The sequence below is a fragment of the Streptococcus gwangjuensis genome (genome assembly GCF_028156745.1).
In the GTDB taxonomy this organism is placed as follows: domain Bacteria; phylum Bacillota; class Bacilli; order Lactobacillales; family Streptococcaceae; genus Streptococcus; species Streptococcus gwangjuense_A.
The window spans coordinates 13,700-31,256 of the sequence record NZ_JAODJG010000038.1 but is presented as its reverse complement, the minus strand read 5'-3'; the positions used below and the strand labels follow the sequence as shown (position 1 = coordinate 31,256).

The following is a 17,557-nucleotide window of genomic DNA, read 5'->3' as shown; positions in this document are numbered from 1 at the left end:
GAATAGATTTATATTCTATAGCGCAATAACTTGTACTTAGAGAGCATTACTTCCTTTTTTTAACCAAGCCATGACATCAAAATTATTTAATGGATCAGACATAATAGCCAGTTCTGGGACCCGTATAGTTGAGAAGGTTGCAATTTAATTCTAATAGTTTACAAAAGGATCAGTGATTAATTGCACTGTTTTTATTTTTTACAAAACGCTTTATAAAGCTATTTGTTGAAGTTAACGAATCAATTTTCAGTTCAAATAAAAACCGTAAGTCTGAGCCTGCGGTGAGTGTAATCTATTTTGAAATTTTAAATAAAAAAAGGAGCATTTAAGCCCCTCCTTTGAAATAACGGACACTTGGCTGGTCGGTGTACCCAGCATCTCAGATACCTTTTTCAAGGTGCGGCAGGAACCTTTCTGCCCTCAAATGTCTTTCGTTAATATTATTCTAGCACTATCTACTTTTTTTGTCAAGTTTTCTCAATCTACCAGACTTGATACGACTTTGTAACTTGAAATCTTGTAAGCGATACATGGTCGGAACATAAAAGAAATCTCCACTTTTATGTAACTTGATGGCAACAAGAACATTATCATCAAATCTTTTAACATATTCAAAACTAGCATCTTTCTCTCGTGGATTGACCCCAACGAAATCTGGATTACTTAGTATAAGTTCCAGGTCTTCAATATGATGAATCACATCATTATGATGCCGTTTCAACATATGACTTCTTAAACCTTCTTTGTTAACTTTGATATCACTAGCTTCAAGAACAATATTAAAAATTTCTTTTACTTCGTCAGTCACCTGACCGATCTTTTTATGTTCCATCATTTCCTCCGTTATTCCAAAATTATTATATCACAATCATAGTGTATATTAGGATATATCACGCTCTATTATTCGTTAGATCCTCAATTTTAACTTTTCCCTTTTCCTTAAAATAATAGTATAATAGAGGTAGAATTTAGAATCGAGGTGCACCTATGGCTGTAAAATTTACAAAAACGGATGACTTGGACAAGATGTTTGAAGAGTTTGCGAAACTCCCTGATTTGAAACAAGTCACTTTCCCTGATGACAAAGAGAAAAAAGCCAAAGCAGAAAAGAAAAACTAGATGACTGCTTTCCAACAACTCCCGTCTAGTGTGCTTCAGACTGGGGCTATTTTTCTCTCCATTATCATTGAAGCCCTACCCTTCGTTCTGATAGGAAGTATTGCCTCAGGACTGATTGAGGTTTATATCACACCTGACAAGGTTTATCATTTTCTCCCTCGAAATCGTTGGGGGAGAATCTTTTTTGGCACCTTCGTCGGGATGCTTTTTCCCTCTTGTGAATGTGGAATTGTCCCCATTATCAATCGTTTTCTGGAAAAGAAGGTTCCCAGTTACACAGCCGTTCCCTTTCTCGTAACAGCACCTGTTATCAATCCTATTGTTCTCTTTGCGACCTATTCTGCCTTTGGCAACTCCTTCCATATCGCCCTTTTACGAGCTCTTGGTTCTATTCTTGTAGCTGTGATACTTGGGATTTTTCTGGGATTTTTCTGGCAAGAATCGATTCAAAAAGAAAATCGTTTGGCCTGTCATGAACACGATTTTTCTCACTTGAGACCTGCAAAAAAAGTTTTTCAGGTCTTTGTGCAAGCCATTGATGAATTTTTTGATACGGGGCGTTATTTGGTATTTGGTTGTCTCTTCGCCTCTATAATACAGGTCTATGTTCCGACACGGATTCTGACCTCTATCAGTGCGACCCCTCTTTTTGCCATCCTACTCTTGATGCTTTTGGCCTTTCTTCTTTCTCTCTGTAGTGAGGCTGATGCTTTTATCGGAGCTTCTCTTCTCTCGAGTTTCGGCTTGGCACCAGTTCTGGCCTTTCTCGTCATTGGTCCAATGCTGGATATCAAAAATATTCTCATGATGAAAAATTACTTGAAAGCACGATTTATCAGTCACTTCATAACGATTGTGACTCTTGTCGTCTTAGTGTATTCTCTCTTGATTGGAGTCATCCTATGATTCGATTTTTAGTTTTAGCTGGCTATTTTGAACTGACCATTTATCTCCATCTGTCGGGCAAATTAAACCAGTACATCAACATGCACTATTCCTATCTGGCCTATATTTCCATGGTGCTTTCCTTTATCTTGGCTATTGTTCAATTGTATATCTGGATGAAGCAAGTCAAAACCCACAGTCATCTGAATAGCCGATTGGCAAAGGTGACGAGTATTGCTCTTCTGGCCATTCCAATTGTAGTCGGCTTAACTTTTCCAACTGTTAGCTTGGATTCTCAGACCGTTTCAGCAAAAGGCTATCATTTCCCCTTATCAGAAGGCACGGATCAAGCCATTCAGACCAGTGAAGGGACTACAAGCCAATATTTGAAACCAGATACCAGTTCTTATTTTTCAAAATCAGCTTATGAAAAGGAAATGCGAACTGCAGCGGATAAATACTTGTCCCAAGATAGCATTTACATTACTAACGAAAACTATATGGAAGTCATGGAGGCTATCTACGACTATCCAGATGAGTTTGAAGGCAAGACAGTCCAGTTTACAGGCTTTGTCTATAACGACCCCAGTCATGCCAATAGCCAATTTCTGTTCCGCTTCGGCATTATTCACTGTATCGCAGATTCTGGTGTCTATGGTTTGTTGACCAAGGGAAATACCCGTCAATATGAGAATAACACCTGGATAACAGCCAAAGGAAAACTGGTCAATCACTATCATAAAGAACTCAAACAAAACCTCCCAACATTGGAAATTGACAGCTTTACCAAAGTCGATAAACCAGAGAATCCCTATGTGTATCGCGTGTTTTAAAAAAGTAGCCTTGAAAGGGCTACTTTTTCTATTTAGAAATAAGAATCTAAAGTATGGGTAATTTTATATAAAACTCCGATTTCCTACTCAGCATCCTTCCAATTCCGAGAAATTTCTTCATCTTTCTGGAGTTGATCTACCAGTTCTTCAACAGAGTCAAATTTGACCATTTCACGGACACGGTCTAGCCAGTAGACAATGACTGTTTCACCGTAAATGTCATCTGAAAAATCGAAAATATTGACTTCGAAACGTGGCTCTTCTCCATCGAAAGTAACATTTTTCCCGACACTCGCCATTCCACGATATCTTTTACGCTGCACTTCAACATCAACTACATAAACACCATCTGCTGGCATATAGGTTCGATCTCTTAAAACTAAGTTAGCTGTTGGGTAACCGATAGTCCGTCCACGAGCATTGCCATGAACAACCATTCCACGTGATGGTAGAGGGGTGCCAAGTAAATGAGCAGCTTCTCTGACATCTCCATCCAGAATAGCTTGACGAATACGAGTAGAACTAATTTTCCCCTTTTCATCCTCAACAGGAGGAACAATGATGATTTCTCCATCAAAATAATCCTTCAAATCATCCGCAGTTTTCTTATCAGAACCAAACGTGTAATCAAATCCCGCTACGATAATCGCTGGTTTTAATGCTCTAACATAGGTATCAAAGAACTCTTGACCCGTTAAACTAGCAAATTTACTACTAAAGTCAAGTAAGAAAAGAGCCTCTACTCCATGCCATTTCATCTTATGTTCCCGTTCTTCATGGCTGACAATATGAAGCATTAATTCTGGCTTGTAAGGTTGCAAAGCAAGCTTAGGGGACTCTGTAAAGGTCATCACGACAACTGGAAGATAATCTTTCATTGAAGCCTTGCTAGCTACTTCAAAAAGCTTCTGATGTCCCTTATGAATACCGTCAAAATAGCCTAATACAAGAACTGTTTTATCCGGTACTGCGATGTCTTTTTCATTTTTTATAGGTACTGTTGTAATCATGAAACTATTATATCATAGAGAAAGCCTTTTCGCTAAAAGGAAAGCCCAAATGTCGTTTTTTGCCCCTGAACTGACCTTAAAAAATCATTCAAGGTGTTAGTTTTAAAAAATAGCACCTCCTAAGAGATGCTATCGTTTGGTAACTAGTCTACTGTTTCTTCCAAATCTTTTAACTTCACCGAAACAATTTTTGAGACACCTGATTCTTGCATGGTCACTCCATAGATGGAATCAGCCGCCGCCATGGTTCCCTTACGGTGGGTCACAACGATAAACTGGCTGTCCTTGTCAAAGCGGTTGAGGTAATCCCCAAAACGTTTAACATTGGCTTCGTCAAGCGCAGCCTCTACCTCATCCAAGATAACAAATGGAATGGTCTTGACACGGATAATGGAGAAGAGCAAGGCAAGAGCTGATAGGGCTTTTTCCCCACCACTCATCAGATTAAGAGACTGGATTTTCTTGCCTGGAGGTTGGACAGAAATATCAACCCCAGCTGTCAACAAGTCTCCCTCAGTCAAAATCAGGTCTGCTTGACCTCCACCAAACATCTGCTTGAAGGTCACTTTAAAAGACTCACGAATAGCTTCAAAAGTTGATTTAAAGCGTTCCTTGACCTCATCATTCATCTCTGTAATGGTCTCAAGGAGCAAGTTTTTCGCTGACAAAATGTCATCACGTTGACTATTCAAGAAATCCAGACGGTTATGGACTTCTTCGTACTGGTCAATTGCTTCTACATTGACAGGACCTAGTGAGCGAATAGACTTCTCTAAATCCTTAACCTCTTGTTCAGCCAGATTGAGATTTTCCAACTCATGTGCTTTTTCTAGAGCCTCAGTATAGCTAATCTGATACTGGTCTGTCAATTGACTTTGTAGATGGCGCAAGCGCTCGCTGATCTTTTCTTTCTTGGCTTCAGCACGTGTTTGCTTGCGAATCCACTCCTCATTCTGCTGGCGAGCCTGGTCCAAATGACTAGCAATATCATCCAGTTGACCTTCAATATCATCCAACTCAAACTGCTTGCGAATCAAACCTTGTTGGAGATTTGTTTTCTGAGTTTTGGCTTCTTCAGCCTGTTGACTGAGCAATTCTGTATCAACCTTCTCCAGATTATCAACCTTTTCTTGAAGAAGGCGTTGGATTTCTTCTTGCTCAATATCCAGATTATCCAATTCCTTGCCTAAACGTTCAATATCAGCAACTTCGTAACGTTTTTGCCCTTGCAGTTCTGTCTTAAGCAGGCGAGCTTGCGCTAGCTCTTCCTGCAAATTTTGATAGCGTTCTTGGATGGCGTTTTTGTTAGACTTAATTTCTTCAATCTCAGTTTCCAGATTTTGCTTTTCACTGGCGATTGTAGTAAGGCTCTCTTGACATTTTTCCTTATCCGCTTGCCAATCTCCCTCAGAAAGACGATTTAATTCCTCTTCTTGGAGTTTCCAAAGAGTTTCCAGTTCTTCAACTTGCTGACTAGTTTGCTGATAAGCAAGGGACAAGCCCTGCTCCTGAATACGAGCCTGCTCTCCTTGAGATTTAATAGCTTCTAAGCTTTCTGTCAATCTAGCCATCTGGTCTTGCAAGGTCTTAATACTCGACTCTTCTGAACGCAAGCTTGCTTCTTCTTCAGCAATTTCTTTTTGCAGTTGCTCCAGCTCTGGCTTGATGAAGATGCTGTTGTTCTGACGATTGGCTCCACCTGCATAGGAACCACCTGTGCGCAATTCTGTCCCATCCAGTGTCACCATACGAACCTGATAACGAACCTGGCGAGCTGCTGCACGCGCATGTTCTACGGTATCAAAGATAGCCGTCGTAGCTAGCAAGTTCTTGAAAATGGCTTCCAGTCTAGTATCGAATGTCACCAGCTCATCAGCCATACCCAGAAATCCTGGACTTGCAGCAATAGCATCTTGATTCTGACTAGAAATCGTACGAGCCTTGATAGTCGTCAAAGGAAGGAAGGTTGCGCGACCGGCTCTGTTGCGCTTGAGGAAATCAATAGCCTTAGTCGCCGCGTTCTCATCTTCTACGATGATATGCTGACTGCTGGCTCCAAGCGCAATCTCTAAGGCAGTTTGATAATGCACATCAAAGGTCAGGTGCTCACTAACAGCACCAATAATCCCACCAAGGCGGGCTTTTTCTTGAAGAACACTCTTAACACCTGCGTAAAAGTTACTATGATTTCTAAGGATATTCTCTAAACTCTGGGCTCTAGCCTGCTTGTTTTTGAGACTATCCAGACGGTCAAAGAGTTGGCTCTGCTGAGCTTGGTAAGAAACTTTTTGCTCCTCTTGCTCCTTGGCAATAGCTTGATAGTCAGCCAATAATTTTTGAACTTGCTCCTTGGCAGTTTCAAGATCCGCCTTTTGCTGACTAGCCTTCTCTTTAGCTGTAGCCAACTGTTCTTTCAGCTTTTCTAATTGATCTGCTTGTTTTTGAGAAAGCTGACGACTATTTTCTAACTCATTTTCGATACGGGTCAACTGGTTTGAGACATCCGCTTCTTCTTGTAAAAGGGCTACAAAGCGTTCACGTAGAAGCTCAATCATCTGATCAGGATCATCTGAAAAAGCCAGCAATTCAGCTTCTAAACGATTGAGTTTTTGATTATTTTGGACTAGATTCTCTTCTAAGAGAGCTAAAGAGCTTTCTTTATCAGATTTTTCTTGGTTGAGTAAATTTCTCTTATCCTCCAAAGAAGCCAAACGAGCTTGTGCTTCCTGTTGATTTAGGGCTACTTGCTCAGATTCCAGTTTCGATAGGGCTAATTTTCTCTCTAAATCACTAATCAGACTGGTCAAATCCATCAAACTGCCTTGGTCTTTGGCCATTTCAGCCTGTAAATCTTGGCGTTGCTTTTTAAGAGTATGATTTTCTTCCTCTAATTTTTCCCGCTTTTGGTAATAACTCGTCAATAGTTCCTGAACCTGAGCCAACTCTTCTTCTGTCAACTCTAATTCAGCCTTATTTTCCTTGATTTGAGCAACTAAAACATCCAAGTAAATAGCCTTACGTTGACCTTCCAAATCCAGAAACTTACGAGCATTTTCAGCTTGCTTCTCAAGAGGCTTAATTTGATTATCCAACTCGTAGATAATGTCTTCAAGACGATCCAGATTATCCTGAGTTTGTTGTAGTTTACTCTCAGTTTCTTTTCTGCGAGTCTTGTATTTCAAAACTCCTGCAGCTTCTTCAAAAATGGCACGGCGTTCTTCAGGCTTGGAGTTAAAAATCTCCTCAACCTTGCCTTGTGAAATGATAGAAAAAGAATCTCGTCCCAAACCTGTATCCAAGAAAAGATCATGAATATCACGCAGACGTACTTTCTTACCGTCAATCTTGTATTCGCTATCTCCACTACGATAGATATGGCGTTCTACCCTGATTTCTTGGCCTGCATCCTTGATAAATTCGTCATTATTATCCAAAGTCACAACTACAGAAGCATAATTGAGCGGTTTGCGACTTTCTGTTCCAGCAAAGATGACATCTGGCATCTTGCCACCACGGAGACTTTTAACACTTGACTCCCCCAAGGCCCAACGAAGACTTTCTGTAATATTGGACTTTCCAGAACCATTGGGTCCAACAACTGCCGTCACACCTTGGTCAAAGACGACCTTGGTCTTGTCAGCAAAAGACTTGAATCCCTGAATTTCGATTTCCTTTAAATACATGAATCCAGCCCTTTCTCAACGGCATTTTTGGCAGCTTCCTGCTCTGCTAATTTCTTAGAACGACCTTGACCTTGACCAATACTCTTACCTTCCACCAGAACTTCTACATCAAAGACCTTATCGTGGGCAGGACCCGTTTCAGAAATCACCTGATAACGGATAGCCACATCACCATTAACCTGAAGTAACTCTTGGAGATGGGTTTTGTAGTCTGTAATCATCTCAAACTCGCCTGCTTCAACCTTAGGAATCATGACTTGATAGATAAATTCTTTGACCTTGGCCACATCCTTGTCCAAAAGAAGGGCACCAAGAAAGGCTTCAAAGGCATCACCAAGAATGGTGTCACGATTGCGACCACCAGATTTTTCTTCCCCCTTACCCAGCTTGATAAACTGGTCAAACTGGCAATCACGCGCAAAACCAGCCAAACTCTCTTCACGGACAATCATGGCACGGAGTTTAGACAAGTCACCCTCAGGTTTTTTAGGATATTTTTTATACAGATATTCTGAAATCAATAACTGTAGAACAGCGTCTCCTAAAAATTCCAAGCGTTCATTGTGTGAAATTTTTAAGAGGCGGTGCTCATTGGCATAACTCGTATGAGTAAAGGCAGTTTCCAGTAAATTTTTGTCTGCAAATTCGATTGCAAAATGGTTTTTAAGTACAGTTTGTAATTCTTTCATACCAACCTCTTTCTAACTGATAACAGTCCTTTTTATTATATCAAAAAAAACCCTCTGAGTCACTCTAAAACGGGACTGGAGGGGATTGGGGCATTCTTTAGACAAAGATTTTCAGGTTTAGGGGCAAATTTAGGGCTGTGTAGAGAAAAAAGCCCTATTAAAGGCTTTTTAGGATGTTTACATCCACCCTGAGGGAATCGAACCCCCATCTCAAGAACCGGAATCTTACGTGATATCCATTACACTAAGGGTGGAAACTTGTTTTATTATAACAAAAATTTGTTCTAATAACAAGTTTTTTTCTAGTGAGATAGCCCGTCTTAGTGGGACACATCCCCATTCCAGATAGAGTTTTTCACGATAACATAATCAACGTGTTTAAGGTCAGCAACCTGACGTCCACCTGCATAAGAAATAGCACTTTGAAGGTCTTGTTCCATCTCAGTTAAAGTGTCTTGCAGGTGACCTTTGGCAGGAAGCAAGATGCGTTTTCCTTCGACGTTTTTATAAGCACCTTTTTGATATTGTGAAGCCGAACCGTAGTATTCTTTGAACTGTTCGCCATCGACTTCAATCGTGTTCCCTGGACTTTCGATGTGTCCTGCAAAGAGGGATCCAATCATGACCATGCTGGCACCGAAGCGGATAGACTTGGCAATATCACCATGAGTACGAATTCCTCCATCAGCTATAATCGGTTTACGTGCCGCCTTAGCACACCAACGGAGAGCAGCCAACTGCCAACCACCTGTACCAAAACCAGTCTTGACCTTGGTGATACAAACCTTACCAGGACCGATTCCAACCTTAGTAGCATCCGCACCAGCATTTTCCAATTCACGCACAGCTTCTGGTGTTCCCACATTTCCAGCAATGACAAAGGTATCTGGCAATTCTTTCTTGATGTGTTGAATCATAGAAATCACGCTATCTGCATGACCATGAGCAATGTCAATCGTGATGTACTCAGGAGCATCAGCCTTGAGCTGGCTAACAAAATCATACTCATAGTCTTTAACACCGACAGATATAGAAGCAATGAGACCTTGCTCGTGCATGCGTTTAATAAAAGGAATGCGTCCTGCCTCATCAAAACGGTGCATAATATAGAAGTAGCCCCCTTTAGCTAGTTGCTCTGCTACATTTTCATCCAAAATCGTCTGCATATTAGCTGGCACAACAGGTAGTTTAAAGGTATGATTTCCTAGAGTGACACTTGTATCCGCTTCTGCACGGCTTTTAATGACACATTTATTTGGAATCAATTGAATATCTTCATAATCAAAAATTGGAAATTCATTTAACATATCAACGGCTCGTTTCTTTTATAATGACCTACCTATGCTTGCGCATCTCTACGTCTTTTCCGACGTTTCCTTAATTTATTATAAACAAAAGTACAGTTTTTGTCAAATATTTTTATAAATCAAAAAACATTGTTCGTATTTTACTTTTTTAAAAACAAAAGAAAGAGGAGAGATTATTTTCTCCCCAATTCTTCTACGTCCTAATAATACTCGCCCTGACGGTAGTCCCATGAGTTAAAGATATCTGACAAGTGCATCATAATCTTATCAATATCAAGCCCTTTGCGGATCACAACTGGAGCTGGTGAAGTTGATCGTGCTCCTCCTTGTTCTGGGATGAGTTTACCGTCTTTATCAACCATAGAGACCATCACACCTTGCTCGTAGCGAGTTTCAATCGTTTTGTCTGGTTGGATAGATGCCACATAGTCGTCTGCTTCAATGACAAGGTCCACTGCTCCTTCGATACGTTCTCCGATTCCTTCTACCTTACCACGGTTTCCTTTTCCAGATGGATTTGCAGATGAGGCGTAGACCATTTTACCTTCTTCCCAAAGTTTGGCAGCCAATTGTTCACCAGCTTTCCCAAATTTGATAACAAAACAGCTCGTTCCACGCACGTCAGTCATCAGTTCTTCACGGCCATCCCCGTATGCTTTGAGTTTTTCAAAGGCTTCTGGTTTCCAAGGAAGGATACAACCAAGAAGAATGTCTTCGTCCCAATGTTTTTGGTAAAAGGCTTCAATTTCTGGATTGAGTTGTGCTAAAGCACGAAGCTCATCCATGCTACCGCAGAGAACAACACCTGGTTTGTTACGGTTACGCTCTTTGGCTTCAAATTTGCGTTCAAGACCAGCCTTATCGCTAGTCATGATGATATAACCAACTTTTGTAGGACAAACGATACATCCGCCCTCACCTTTTAAAATGTCATAGCCTTCTTGTGAAAGTGTTCCGTTCCATTGAATGTGTTTTGTCATAGTTCTATTTCCTTTTCTAATTTTTTCTAATCCTGCCAGTAGGCTGGTCGTTGTTTTTCATAAGCAGCAATCAAATCTTCATACTGCAAGGTAATACCGATATCATCCAAACCATTTAAGAGCTTGTGTTTCCACTCGCTATCAATTTCAAAAGTGAATTCTCCAATTGGTGAGATGATTTTTTGTTGTTCCAAGTCCACAGTTACCTGGTCACTTGGTTTTAGCTGGGCTAGTTTCTCTCTCACCTCTCGAGGCTGTACAATAGGCAACATGCCATTATTGAGTTCATTATTGTAATGAATATCCCCAAAAGACCCTGCAATTACGACTTTAAAGCCGTAGTCAGCTAATGCCCAAGCTGCGTGCTCCCTCGAAGACCCTGCGCCAAAGTTATCCCCTGAAATGAGGATACTAGCTTTGCGATATTCTGGTCGGTTAAAGACAAAGTCTGGATCCTCGGTGTATTTGTCATCCAGATAACGCCAAGCATACATAAGGTACTTACCAAAGCCTTTTTTATCAATTAACTTGAGAAACTGCTTGGGTAGGATTTGGTCAGTGTCGATGTTATCATTCATGAGAGGAACGGTCGTTCCCGTATAAACTGTAAATTTCTCCATATCCTCTCCTTACTGAGCTTCTGGCATTTGCCGAACGTCTACGAAACGACCTGCGATAGCTGCTGCTGCTGCCATGGCTGGACTGCAGAGGTGGGTCTTAGCACCAAATCCCTGTCTGTCTTCAAAGTTGCGGTTGCTGGTTGAGGCGCAGTGGACACCATCAGGGACCTTGTCTGGATTCATCCCTAGGCACATAGAACAACCTGGGTCTCTCCACTCAAAACCAGCGTCTAGGAAAACCTTGTCCAAGCCCAACTTCTCAGCAGCTCGTTTGACAGGACGAGATCCCGGAACCACGATAGCCGTTAAGTTAGGAGCTATTTTCTTCCCTTTGACAAATCGCGCAGCCAGTTGCAAGTCGCTGAGACGAGCATTTGTACAAGAGCCAATAAAGATATAGCCTAGTTCAATATCTGCTGGCTTTTGACCCGGTTCCAAGTCCATGTAGTTGTAGGCTCGCTCATCATTCATATCCTTAATTTCTGGGAAGCTACTGTCAAAGTCAACCCCCATAGCAGGATTGGTTCCCCAGGTCACCATGGGAGCCAATCCTGAGACATCCATCTGAATAACCTTATCGTAAACAGTATCCTCATCACTGACAATTGTTTTCCAATCCGCCACAGCCTCTTCAAAGTCCTCTGGAACACATTCCCGTCCCTTGAGATAATCATAGGTAGTCTGATCCGGGTTCATGATCCCCATCTTAGAACCAAACTCGATGGACATATTGCAGATGGTCATGCGCTCTTCCATGCTCAGTGCATCAATAGCCTGACCCCTATATTCCACAACATAGCCAACTCCACAGGCAACACCATACTTGGCAATCAAGGCTAAAATGAAATCCTTAGAATAAACTCCTTTTTGAGGAACTCCAGTGAATTCTACCAGCATTTTCTTAGGTTTGACCTGCCAGAGTGTCTGGGTAGCGAAGACATGCTCAACTTCACTAGTCCCAATCCCAAAGGCGATCGCTCCGAAAGCTCCGTGGGTTGCCGTATGGCTGTCTCCACAGACGATGAATTTTCCTGGTTGGGTCCGTCCAGTTTCTGGTCCCACCATGTGCACAATTCCCTGCTTTTCAGAACCGTGGGCCGCATGTTCAATCCCAAACTCCTCAACATTTTCAGCTAGCTTATCAATTTGAGCCTTGGAAATGACATCTCGAATATCGTAGATATTGACCGTCGGGACATTGTGATCAAAGGTTCCAAATGTCAAGTCTGGTCTTCTCAATCTACGACCTGCATCTCGTAATCCTTGAAAAGCCTGAGGACTGGTCACTTCGTGGATATAGTGCTGATCCACATACATGAGTTGCGGCTGCCCCTCTTCTCCTGTGATGACATGACGGTCCCATAATTTATCAAAAATCGATTTTCCTGCCATCCATTACCTCCAAATAAAATATAAGGCTACTAGTGTGGACACCATCCCGAGAAACCAAACTGTTTTAAAATACCATTTTCGAGTCTTGTGGTGAAAGATGATTCCTGCTAGCCAGGCACCAAAACCACCAAAAGTAAAGGCTAAAATGAGTAAGAATTTCTCTGGAATGCGCCAAGCTCTTCTCCTTGCTTTAGATTTGTCAATACCATAAATCAAGAAAACCATGACATTCCAAATCAAAAGGACTAGACTAATTTTTTCATCTAACTTCATAACCTTGCAATAATAGCTTCTGTCATTTCCTTGGTCGAAGCCTGTCCACCTATATCTCTTGTTAAAACACCAGCCACCAAACTTGCCTCAACAGCACGCTCAATACGCTCTGCATCTTCAAAACGTCCAAAGCTATCTCTCAACATCATGGCCACTGATAAAATCATGGAAATAGGATTGGCAATTCCTTGACCTGCAATATCAGGTGCTGAACCGTGAATGGGTTCATAAAGGCTTGGCCCCTTTTCAGAATGACTGGCTGATGGCATAACTCCAAGTGTGCCAGATAGAACGCTTGATTCATCCGAGAGGATATCTCCGAAAAGATTCTCCGTCACGATGACATCAAATTTAGCAGGATTGGTAATCATAAGCATGGCAGCTGAGTCCACCAACTGGTGTTCCAAGGTCACATCTGGGAAATCCTGTGCGACATCCTCAGCTACTCTGCGCCAGAGTTTTGATGTTGCCAACACGTTTTGCTTATCAATGCTAGTAACAATTTTTCTCCGATTTCTTGCAATTTCAAAGGCTTTGCGAATAATTCGCTCCACTTCCTCATGGCTATAGTCGTTGATATCACGCGCTTTGCGCTCTTCAAGGATATGATCTCCAAAGTAAATCCCGCCTGTCAACTCCCGTACCACGACAAAGTTTACACCAGCAATTCGTTCTGGTTTGAGTGGTGACAAATGCTTGAGACTGTCAAAGATTTTTACAGGGCGAATATTAGCGTAAAGATTGAGTTCCTTACGGAGAGCTAGCAAGCCTTGTTCAGGCCGAACCGCTGCTCCATCATACTGGGGACTACCGATAGCCGCTAGGAGAATGGCATCTGCTTCACGACATACCTTGAGGGTTTCATCAGGTAAGGGATGCCCTGCAGCATCGATACCTGCACCTCCAAAAGGTCGTTTATCAATCTCATAGTCAAAGCCTGTTTTTTTAGCTAGCGCTTCCAGAACCTCTAAACCAGCCTCCATGATTTCTGGACCGATTCCATCCCCTGCTAGAGCTACTATTTTCTTTGTCATAGTATTCTCCTTTACACACTAGGCATATCGCGATAGGAAACGCTACGTCCCATCTCACCTGCATTCTCTTTTTGAACAAAGGTATTGGCATTGATGTAGGCAATAGCCGAAGCCTTCAACACATCGAAATCAAGACCTGCTGCGTTAAAGATGGTTTCTGTATCTCTGTTTTCAACAGTGACCAAGACCCGCGCTTGGGCATCAATTCCATCTGTCACCGCGTCAATAGTGTAGGACACCAAGCGGACGGATTGGTTAAAGAACTTATCGATAGCGTTAAAGATTGCTTCAACGGAACCTTGGCCTGTCGCATTAAATTCGACTTTTTCACCATCCATATTAGCTAGGCTAACGATTGCTTCAATGTCATTATCTGCATGGGTTTGCAGTTGTAAATCATCAAAGTGGAAGCCTTCTGGATTTTCAACCATGGTTCCAGCTACCAGAGCACGAATATCTGCATCTGTGATTTCTTGTTTCTTGTCTGCCAGAGCCTTGAACTTAGCAAAGAGTGGTTTGATATCCTCTTCTGAAAAATCTAGGGCCAATTCTCTTAGTTTCTCAACGAAGGCATGGCGACCAGACAATTTTCCAAGTGGGAGGCTGTTACTCTTGACACCGACCAATTCAGGAGTGATAATCTCATAAGTGAGAGGATTTTTAAGAACTCCGTCTTGATGAATACCAGATTCGTGAGAAAAGGCATTGCCACCAACCACAGCCTTGTTTTTAGGAACTGGAATTCCTGAGAAGCGAGAAACCATTTCTGACGTATTGATTGTTTCATTTAGGACAATGCTTGTCTCTGCTTGGTAGTAATCTTGGCGAATATTGAGGGCTACTGCAATTTCTTCAAGGGAAGCATTACCAGCTCGCTCCCCGATACCATTGATAGTTCCTTCGACACGTCCTGCCCCATTCTTGACGGCAGCAAGGCTATTAGCCACTGCCATTCCAAGGTCATCGTGGCAGTGAGGCGAATAGATAATCTGACGATCCGTCTTGACATTCTCAATCAAGTATTTGAAGATAGCTCCATACTCTTCTGGTGTAGTAAATCCTACCGTATCAGGAATATTGATATAAGACGCACCTGCATCAACCGCTGTTTGAACAACTTGCAGAAGGAAATCCAACTCTGTTCTGGTCGCATCCTCTGGAGAGAACTCGACAACCTCAAACTTAGAACGGGCATAAGAAACATGCTCCTTAATAGCTTCTAGAATCTCTTCCTTGCTCTTATTGAGCTTATACTTGCGGTGAATCGGACTGGTAGCGATAAAGACGTGAACCTGTGGATACTTGGCGTCCTTGAGAGCCTCGTAACAAGCATCAATATCAGACTTGACAGAACGTGCTAACCCAGTCACCGCCGTTTTTTTCAAGACCTTGGCAATCTCCTGAACTGCTGTGAATGAATCAGGACTCGCCGCTGGAAAACCAGCTTCAATGGCTGAAATACCCCATTTCTCAAGCTGCCTTGCGATGGCAATTTTTTCCTTGATTGAAAAATTAACACCAGGTGTCTGCTCTCCATCCCGAAGACTGGTATCTAGAAATTCAACTGTTCGCATAAGATTTCCCCTTTTCCAAATATGGTTTTAAAAAAACATCTCGCTTAGAGATCCAAGCGAGATGTTGATTTACTCCCGCTTGGTAAGCCAAACAGGACTAATGCTTTTTGCACTAGCCCGAGTACCTCAACAACAAAGCAAATTGATTAAACTTAGCTGTTTTCATGTTTGACTTTCTCCTTCGTTTGATATCTTGTTTAGTATTTTAGCATAGGCAAAAGTACTTGTCAAGAAAAAATCCAATATTTTCTGAAAATTTCTTCAGTAGAGAATATTTTGCTAATTGAAAGTTCGTGAAAAATCTTGAAATGTTTCATTTTTTAGTGGTTAAGTTCCAACTTTTTTCTATCAATTCTAACACTACTTCATCTGATAAAGTATCATCAAGCGCCACACTAATCCAGTAGCGTTTGTTCATATGAAAGGCTGGATAAATGCCCTTGTGTGAAAGCAAATCAGCTACTTGGTCATGCTTGAGGTTGACTGCTTCCACCTGTCCTTCTCTGCCCTTTTCCAGCTTCTCCCAAGAGATTTTCATCAAAACGGCATACCACTTTTGATTGCCTTCATGACGTAATACTGCCGTATCAGGAGATTTTTCCCATAGATATTCCAACTGATTTGCATACTTTTCCTGAACTTGAGTCATGATTCGCTTAGTCTGAGGGCAGATAAAATCCTGTACCTCAAAACAAGCCTTCCGAATCTGGTAAAGAATCTCCAAACAAGCCTCACGGACACTTGCAACAAAACTTCCTTTAAAACTTTCCATATGGACTTGAGGATAGAGGTCACCAGTCTCCTGGTCAAAAACTTGAAAACTCACATTATCAGCAGTGATGGATACAGTCATGACAAAGTCACCTTGCAAAATCTGGCAACCATAGGTCCAGACTTCCCCATTTTTTACAAAACCATAGGCACGAGCCTTTTCTTGATTAAACTGATAGGATTTAAAAATTTCAAACATAAGTGAAAACTGCTACCCTAAGCAGCAGTTCCTTTCTATTTTTTAAAAGACAACCTTAGTACCATGTAGTTGTGTCACGCCCAGTTGGTCGATAAAAATTTGACGGTTGTCAAGGTCAATCCCCCCACCTGGTAGAATTTCAATTTTACCTTTAGCGTGCTCCAAAATTCTGTGATAGTGAGCAAAACGTTTTTCTAAGGAGTCGCCAGACACACCAGCGCGAGTTAGGATACGAGTGACACCGGCTTGGCTGAGCCAGTCAATAGCTTCTAACTGGTCTTCTTCGCTCAATTCATCAAAGGCCATGTGGAAGATAATTTCCATTCCTTTTGATGCAGCAATTAACTTTTCAAGATTAGGCTTATCCAACTTCTTATCAGCAGTTAAAGCCCCAAATACAACCCCTTGACTTCCAGTCTGAGCAGTCATCCGAATATCTTCTAACATAATAGCAATTTCTAGGTCATTATAGACAAAGTCGCCACCATGTGGACGAATCATGGTCATGATGGTCGTATCGTAGTTAGCTGCCAATTCAACCGCTGCCTTGGTCACTCCATAGCTGGGAGTTGTCCCACCAACTGCTAGATTGTCACAAAGTTCGATTCGACGAGCTCCAGCCTGCATCGCTTTTTCAAGCAAGGTCACATTTTCAGCACAAAATTCGTAAATCATTTAATTCTCCTTGAAGATTACTTTAAATTCATTATATCATATTGTTATGAATATGCTTTCAATTTTATCAAGGGAAATAGTGACAAATTTTACTTATTCTTTATCCGGAATGACCTTGAAGAGATAATAAGTGATAAAGACGGTCAAGGCTCCTAGACCAATTTTGACTGGTAAGAGAGGGGCAAAGTAAATAGAAATTCCCATCAAGATGTAGATAGATACGATAATTTTTTTCTTACGTTCACGCGCAATAGACTTAGTCTCACGAAAATCAGCTACATATGCTTGATAGAGCTTGGTATGATAAAGCCAGTCTTCGAAACGCTTGGAACTTCTAGAGAAACAAGCAATAGACAACAAAAGAAAGGGAGTTGTAGGCAACAAGGGCAAGACAACCCCAATAATAGCCAAGGCTAGTGATAAAAAACCAATGATCAGATAAATAATACGCATAACTTCTCCTAGTTAAAATAATCTTCTTCTAGTTTCGCATACAATGATGAATTTTGTCAA

Annotated in this window: 17 protein-coding genes, 1 tRNA gene and 1 pseudogene; 3 read left to right on the top strand and 16 right to left on the bottom strand. The window is 41.6% G+C overall.

Annotation, left to right across the window (positions count from 1 at the left end):
• Positions 1–36 precede the first annotated feature (36 nt).
• A pseudogene (locus N5909_RS09810) lies at positions 37–120 on the bottom strand (acetyl transferase); the annotation flags it as partial.
• Positions 121–451: 331 nt separating this feature from the next.
• Positions 452–832: a PBECR2 nuclease fold domain-containing protein gene (locus tag N5909_RS07495; protein WP_004269701.1), complete on the bottom strand. Its 381-nt coding sequence runs from the start codon at positions 830–832 to the stop codon at positions 452–454.
• A gap of 155 nt (positions 833–987) precedes the next feature.
• Between N5909_RS07495 and N5909_RS07490 the strand changes: the two genes are divergently transcribed.
• Genes N5909_RS07490 through N5909_RS07480 form a run of 3 tightly spaced genes read left to right on the top strand, consistent with a single transcriptional unit; the run spans position 988 to position 2,837 of the window.
• Complete coding sequence (locus N5909_RS07490) at positions 988–1,119, top strand: SPJ_0845 family protein (RefSeq protein WP_004234728.1); 132 nt, start codon at positions 988–990, stop codon at positions 1,117–1,119.
• Positions 1,120–2,025: a permease gene (locus N5909_RS07485; protein ID WP_271631065.1), complete on the top strand. Its 906-nt coding sequence runs from the start codon at positions 1,120–1,122 to the stop codon at positions 2,023–2,025.
• Positions 2,022–2,837 (top strand): TIGR03943 family putative permease subunit, encoded by an 816-nt coding sequence (locus N5909_RS07480; RefSeq protein WP_061589780.1) that lies wholly within the window; start codon positions 2,022–2,024, stop codon positions 2,835–2,837. The genes N5909_RS07485 and N5909_RS07480 overlap by 4 nt, the downstream gene beginning before the upstream one ends.
• A gap of 83 nt (positions 2,838–2,920) precedes the next feature.
• On the opposite strand, the gene N5909_RS07475 is transcribed toward N5909_RS07480, so the two are convergent.
• From N5909_RS07475 to N5909_RS07410, 14 genes are all read right to left on the bottom strand, one after another.
• Positions 2,921–3,847, bottom strand: a complete 927-nt coding sequence (locus N5909_RS07475; protein WP_271631064.1) for a bifunctional riboflavin kinase/FAD synthetase — start codon at positions 3,845–3,847, stop codon at positions 2,921–2,923.
• 143 nt (positions 3,848–3,990) lie between these two features.
• A complete protein-coding gene (smc, locus tag N5909_RS07470) occupies positions 3,991–7,530 on the bottom strand; it encodes a chromosome segregation protein SMC (RefSeq protein ID WP_271631063.1) in 3,540 nt (1,179 codons plus the stop codon).
• Positions 7,521–8,219: a ribonuclease III gene (rnc, locus tag N5909_RS07465; protein ID WP_000661487.1), complete on the bottom strand. Its 699-nt coding sequence runs from the start codon at positions 8,217–8,219 to the stop codon at positions 7,521–7,523. Before rnc ends, smc begins: the two co-directional genes overlap by 10 nt.
• Before the next feature lie 182 nt (positions 8,220–8,401).
• Positions 8,402–8,473, bottom strand: a tRNA-Arg gene (locus N5909_RS07460).
• Positions 8,474–8,539: 66 nt separating this feature from the next.
• Positions 8,540–9,526: a GMP reductase gene (locus tag N5909_RS07455; protein WP_033681711.1), complete on the bottom strand. Its 987-nt coding sequence runs from the start codon at positions 9,524–9,526 to the stop codon at positions 8,540–8,542.
• 200 nt (positions 9,527–9,726) lie between these two features.
• Positions 9,727–10,506, bottom strand: a complete 780-nt coding sequence (locus N5909_RS07450) for an L-threonylcarbamoyladenylate synthase (protein ID WP_033681710.1) — start codon at positions 10,504–10,506, stop codon at positions 9,727–9,729.
• 26 nt (positions 10,507–10,532) lie between these two features.
• Positions 10,533–11,126, bottom strand: coding sequence for a 3-isopropylmalate dehydratase small subunit (leuD, locus tag N5909_RS07445; RefSeq protein ID WP_033681709.1), 594 nt, complete (start codon positions 11,124–11,126; stop codon positions 10,533–10,535).
• Between the two features lie 9 nt (positions 11,127–11,135).
• Positions 11,136–12,518, bottom strand: a complete 1,383-nt coding sequence (leuC, locus tag N5909_RS07440; protein ID WP_033681708.1) for a 3-isopropylmalate dehydratase large subunit — start codon at positions 12,516–12,518, stop codon at positions 11,136–11,138.
• A gap of 3 nt (positions 12,519–12,521) precedes the next feature.
• Positions 12,522–12,791 carry a DUF1294 domain-containing protein gene (locus N5909_RS07435; protein WP_033681707.1) on the bottom strand — a complete coding sequence of 90 codons (270 nt, stop codon included), beginning with the start codon at positions 12,789–12,791 and terminating at the stop codon, positions 12,522–12,524.
• Entirely contained in the window at positions 12,788–13,825 is a 1,038-nt protein-coding gene (leuB, locus tag N5909_RS07430) for a 3-isopropylmalate dehydrogenase (protein WP_033681706.1), read from the bottom strand. Before leuB ends, N5909_RS07435 begins: the two co-directional genes overlap by 4 nt.
• Positions 13,826–13,836: 11 nt before the next feature.
• The gene (locus tag N5909_RS07425) at positions 13,837–15,399 is read right to left on the bottom strand and encodes a 2-isopropylmalate synthase (RefSeq protein ID WP_271631062.1); all 1,563 of its coding nucleotides are present in this window, start codon (positions 15,397–15,399) and stop codon (positions 13,837–13,839) included.
• A gap of 313 nt (positions 15,400–15,712) precedes the next feature.
• Positions 15,713–16,369, bottom strand: coding sequence for an MmcQ/YjbR family DNA-binding protein (locus tag N5909_RS07420; protein ID WP_271631061.1), 657 nt, complete (start codon positions 16,367–16,369; stop codon positions 15,713–15,715).
• A gap of 42 nt (positions 16,370–16,411) precedes the next feature.
• On the bottom strand, positions 16,412–17,044 hold the full coding sequence (locus N5909_RS07415; RefSeq protein ID WP_271631060.1) for a copper homeostasis protein CutC: 633 nt from the start codon (positions 17,042–17,044) through the stop codon (positions 16,412–16,414).
• A gap of 93 nt (positions 17,045–17,137) precedes the next feature.
• Positions 17,138–17,497 carry a YbaN family protein gene (locus N5909_RS07410; protein WP_261047480.1) on the bottom strand — a complete coding sequence of 120 codons (360 nt, stop codon included), beginning with the start codon at positions 17,495–17,497 and terminating at the stop codon, positions 17,138–17,140.
• Positions 17,498–17,557 lie beyond the last annotated feature (60 nt).

Bases quoted from the DNA above. Each gene is read 5' to 3' on its own strand.
- N5909_RS07495 (WP_004269701.1), bottom strand. From the start codon at position 832: ATGGAACATAAAAAGATCGGTCAGGTGACTGACGAAGTAAAAGAAATT.
- N5909_RS07490 (WP_004234728.1), top strand. From the start codon at position 988: ATGGCTGTAAAATTTACAAAAACGGATGACTTGGACAAGATGTTTGAA.
- N5909_RS07485 (WP_271631065.1), top strand. From the start codon at position 1,120: ATGACTGCTTTCCAACAACTCCCGTCTAGTGTGCTTCAGACTGGGGCT.
- N5909_RS07480 (WP_061589780.1), top strand. From the start codon at position 2,022: ATGATTCGATTTTTAGTTTTAGCTGGCTATTTTGAACTGACCATTTAT.
- N5909_RS07475 (WP_271631064.1), bottom strand. From the start codon at position 3,847: ATGATTACAACAGTACCTATAAAAAATGAAAAAGACATCGCAGTACCG.
- smc (WP_271631063.1), bottom strand. From the start codon at position 7,530: ATGTATTTAAAGGAAATCGAAATTCAGGGATTCAAGTCTTTTGCTGAC.
- rnc (WP_000661487.1), bottom strand. From the start codon at position 8,219: ATGAAAGAATTACAAACTGTACTTAAAAACCATTTTGCAATCGAATTT.
- N5909_RS07455 (WP_033681711.1), bottom strand. From the start codon at position 9,526: ATGTTAAATGAATTTCCAATTTTTGATTATGAAGATATTCAATTGATT.
- N5909_RS07450 (WP_033681710.1), bottom strand. From the start codon at position 10,506: ATGACAAAACACATTCAATGGAACGGAACACTTTCACAAGAAGGCTAT.
- leuD (WP_033681709.1), bottom strand. From the start codon at position 11,126: ATGGAGAAATTTACAGTTTATACGGGAACGACCGTTCCTCTCATGAAT.
- leuC (WP_033681708.1), bottom strand. From the start codon at position 12,518: ATGGCAGGAAAATCGATTTTTGATAAATTATGGGACCGTCATGTCATC.
- N5909_RS07435 (WP_033681707.1), bottom strand. From the start codon at position 12,791: ATGAAGTTAGATGAAAAAATTAGTCTAGTCCTTTTGATTTGGAATGTC.
- leuB (WP_033681706.1), bottom strand. From the start codon at position 13,825: ATGACAAAGAAAATAGTAGCTCTAGCAGGGGATGGAATCGGTCCAGAA.
- N5909_RS07425 (WP_271631062.1), bottom strand. From the start codon at position 15,399: ATGCGAACAGTTGAATTTCTAGATACCAGTCTTCGGGATGGAGAGCAG.
- N5909_RS07420 (WP_271631061.1), bottom strand. From the start codon at position 16,369: ATGTTTGAAATTTTTAAATCCTATCAGTTTAATCAAGAAAAGGCTCGT.
- N5909_RS07415 (WP_271631060.1), bottom strand. From the start codon at position 17,044: ATGATTTACGAATTTTGTGCTGAAAATGTGACCTTGCTTGAAAAAGCG.
- N5909_RS07410 (WP_261047480.1), bottom strand. From the start codon at position 17,497: ATGCGTATTATTTATCTGATCATTGGTTTTTTATCACTAGCCTTGGCT.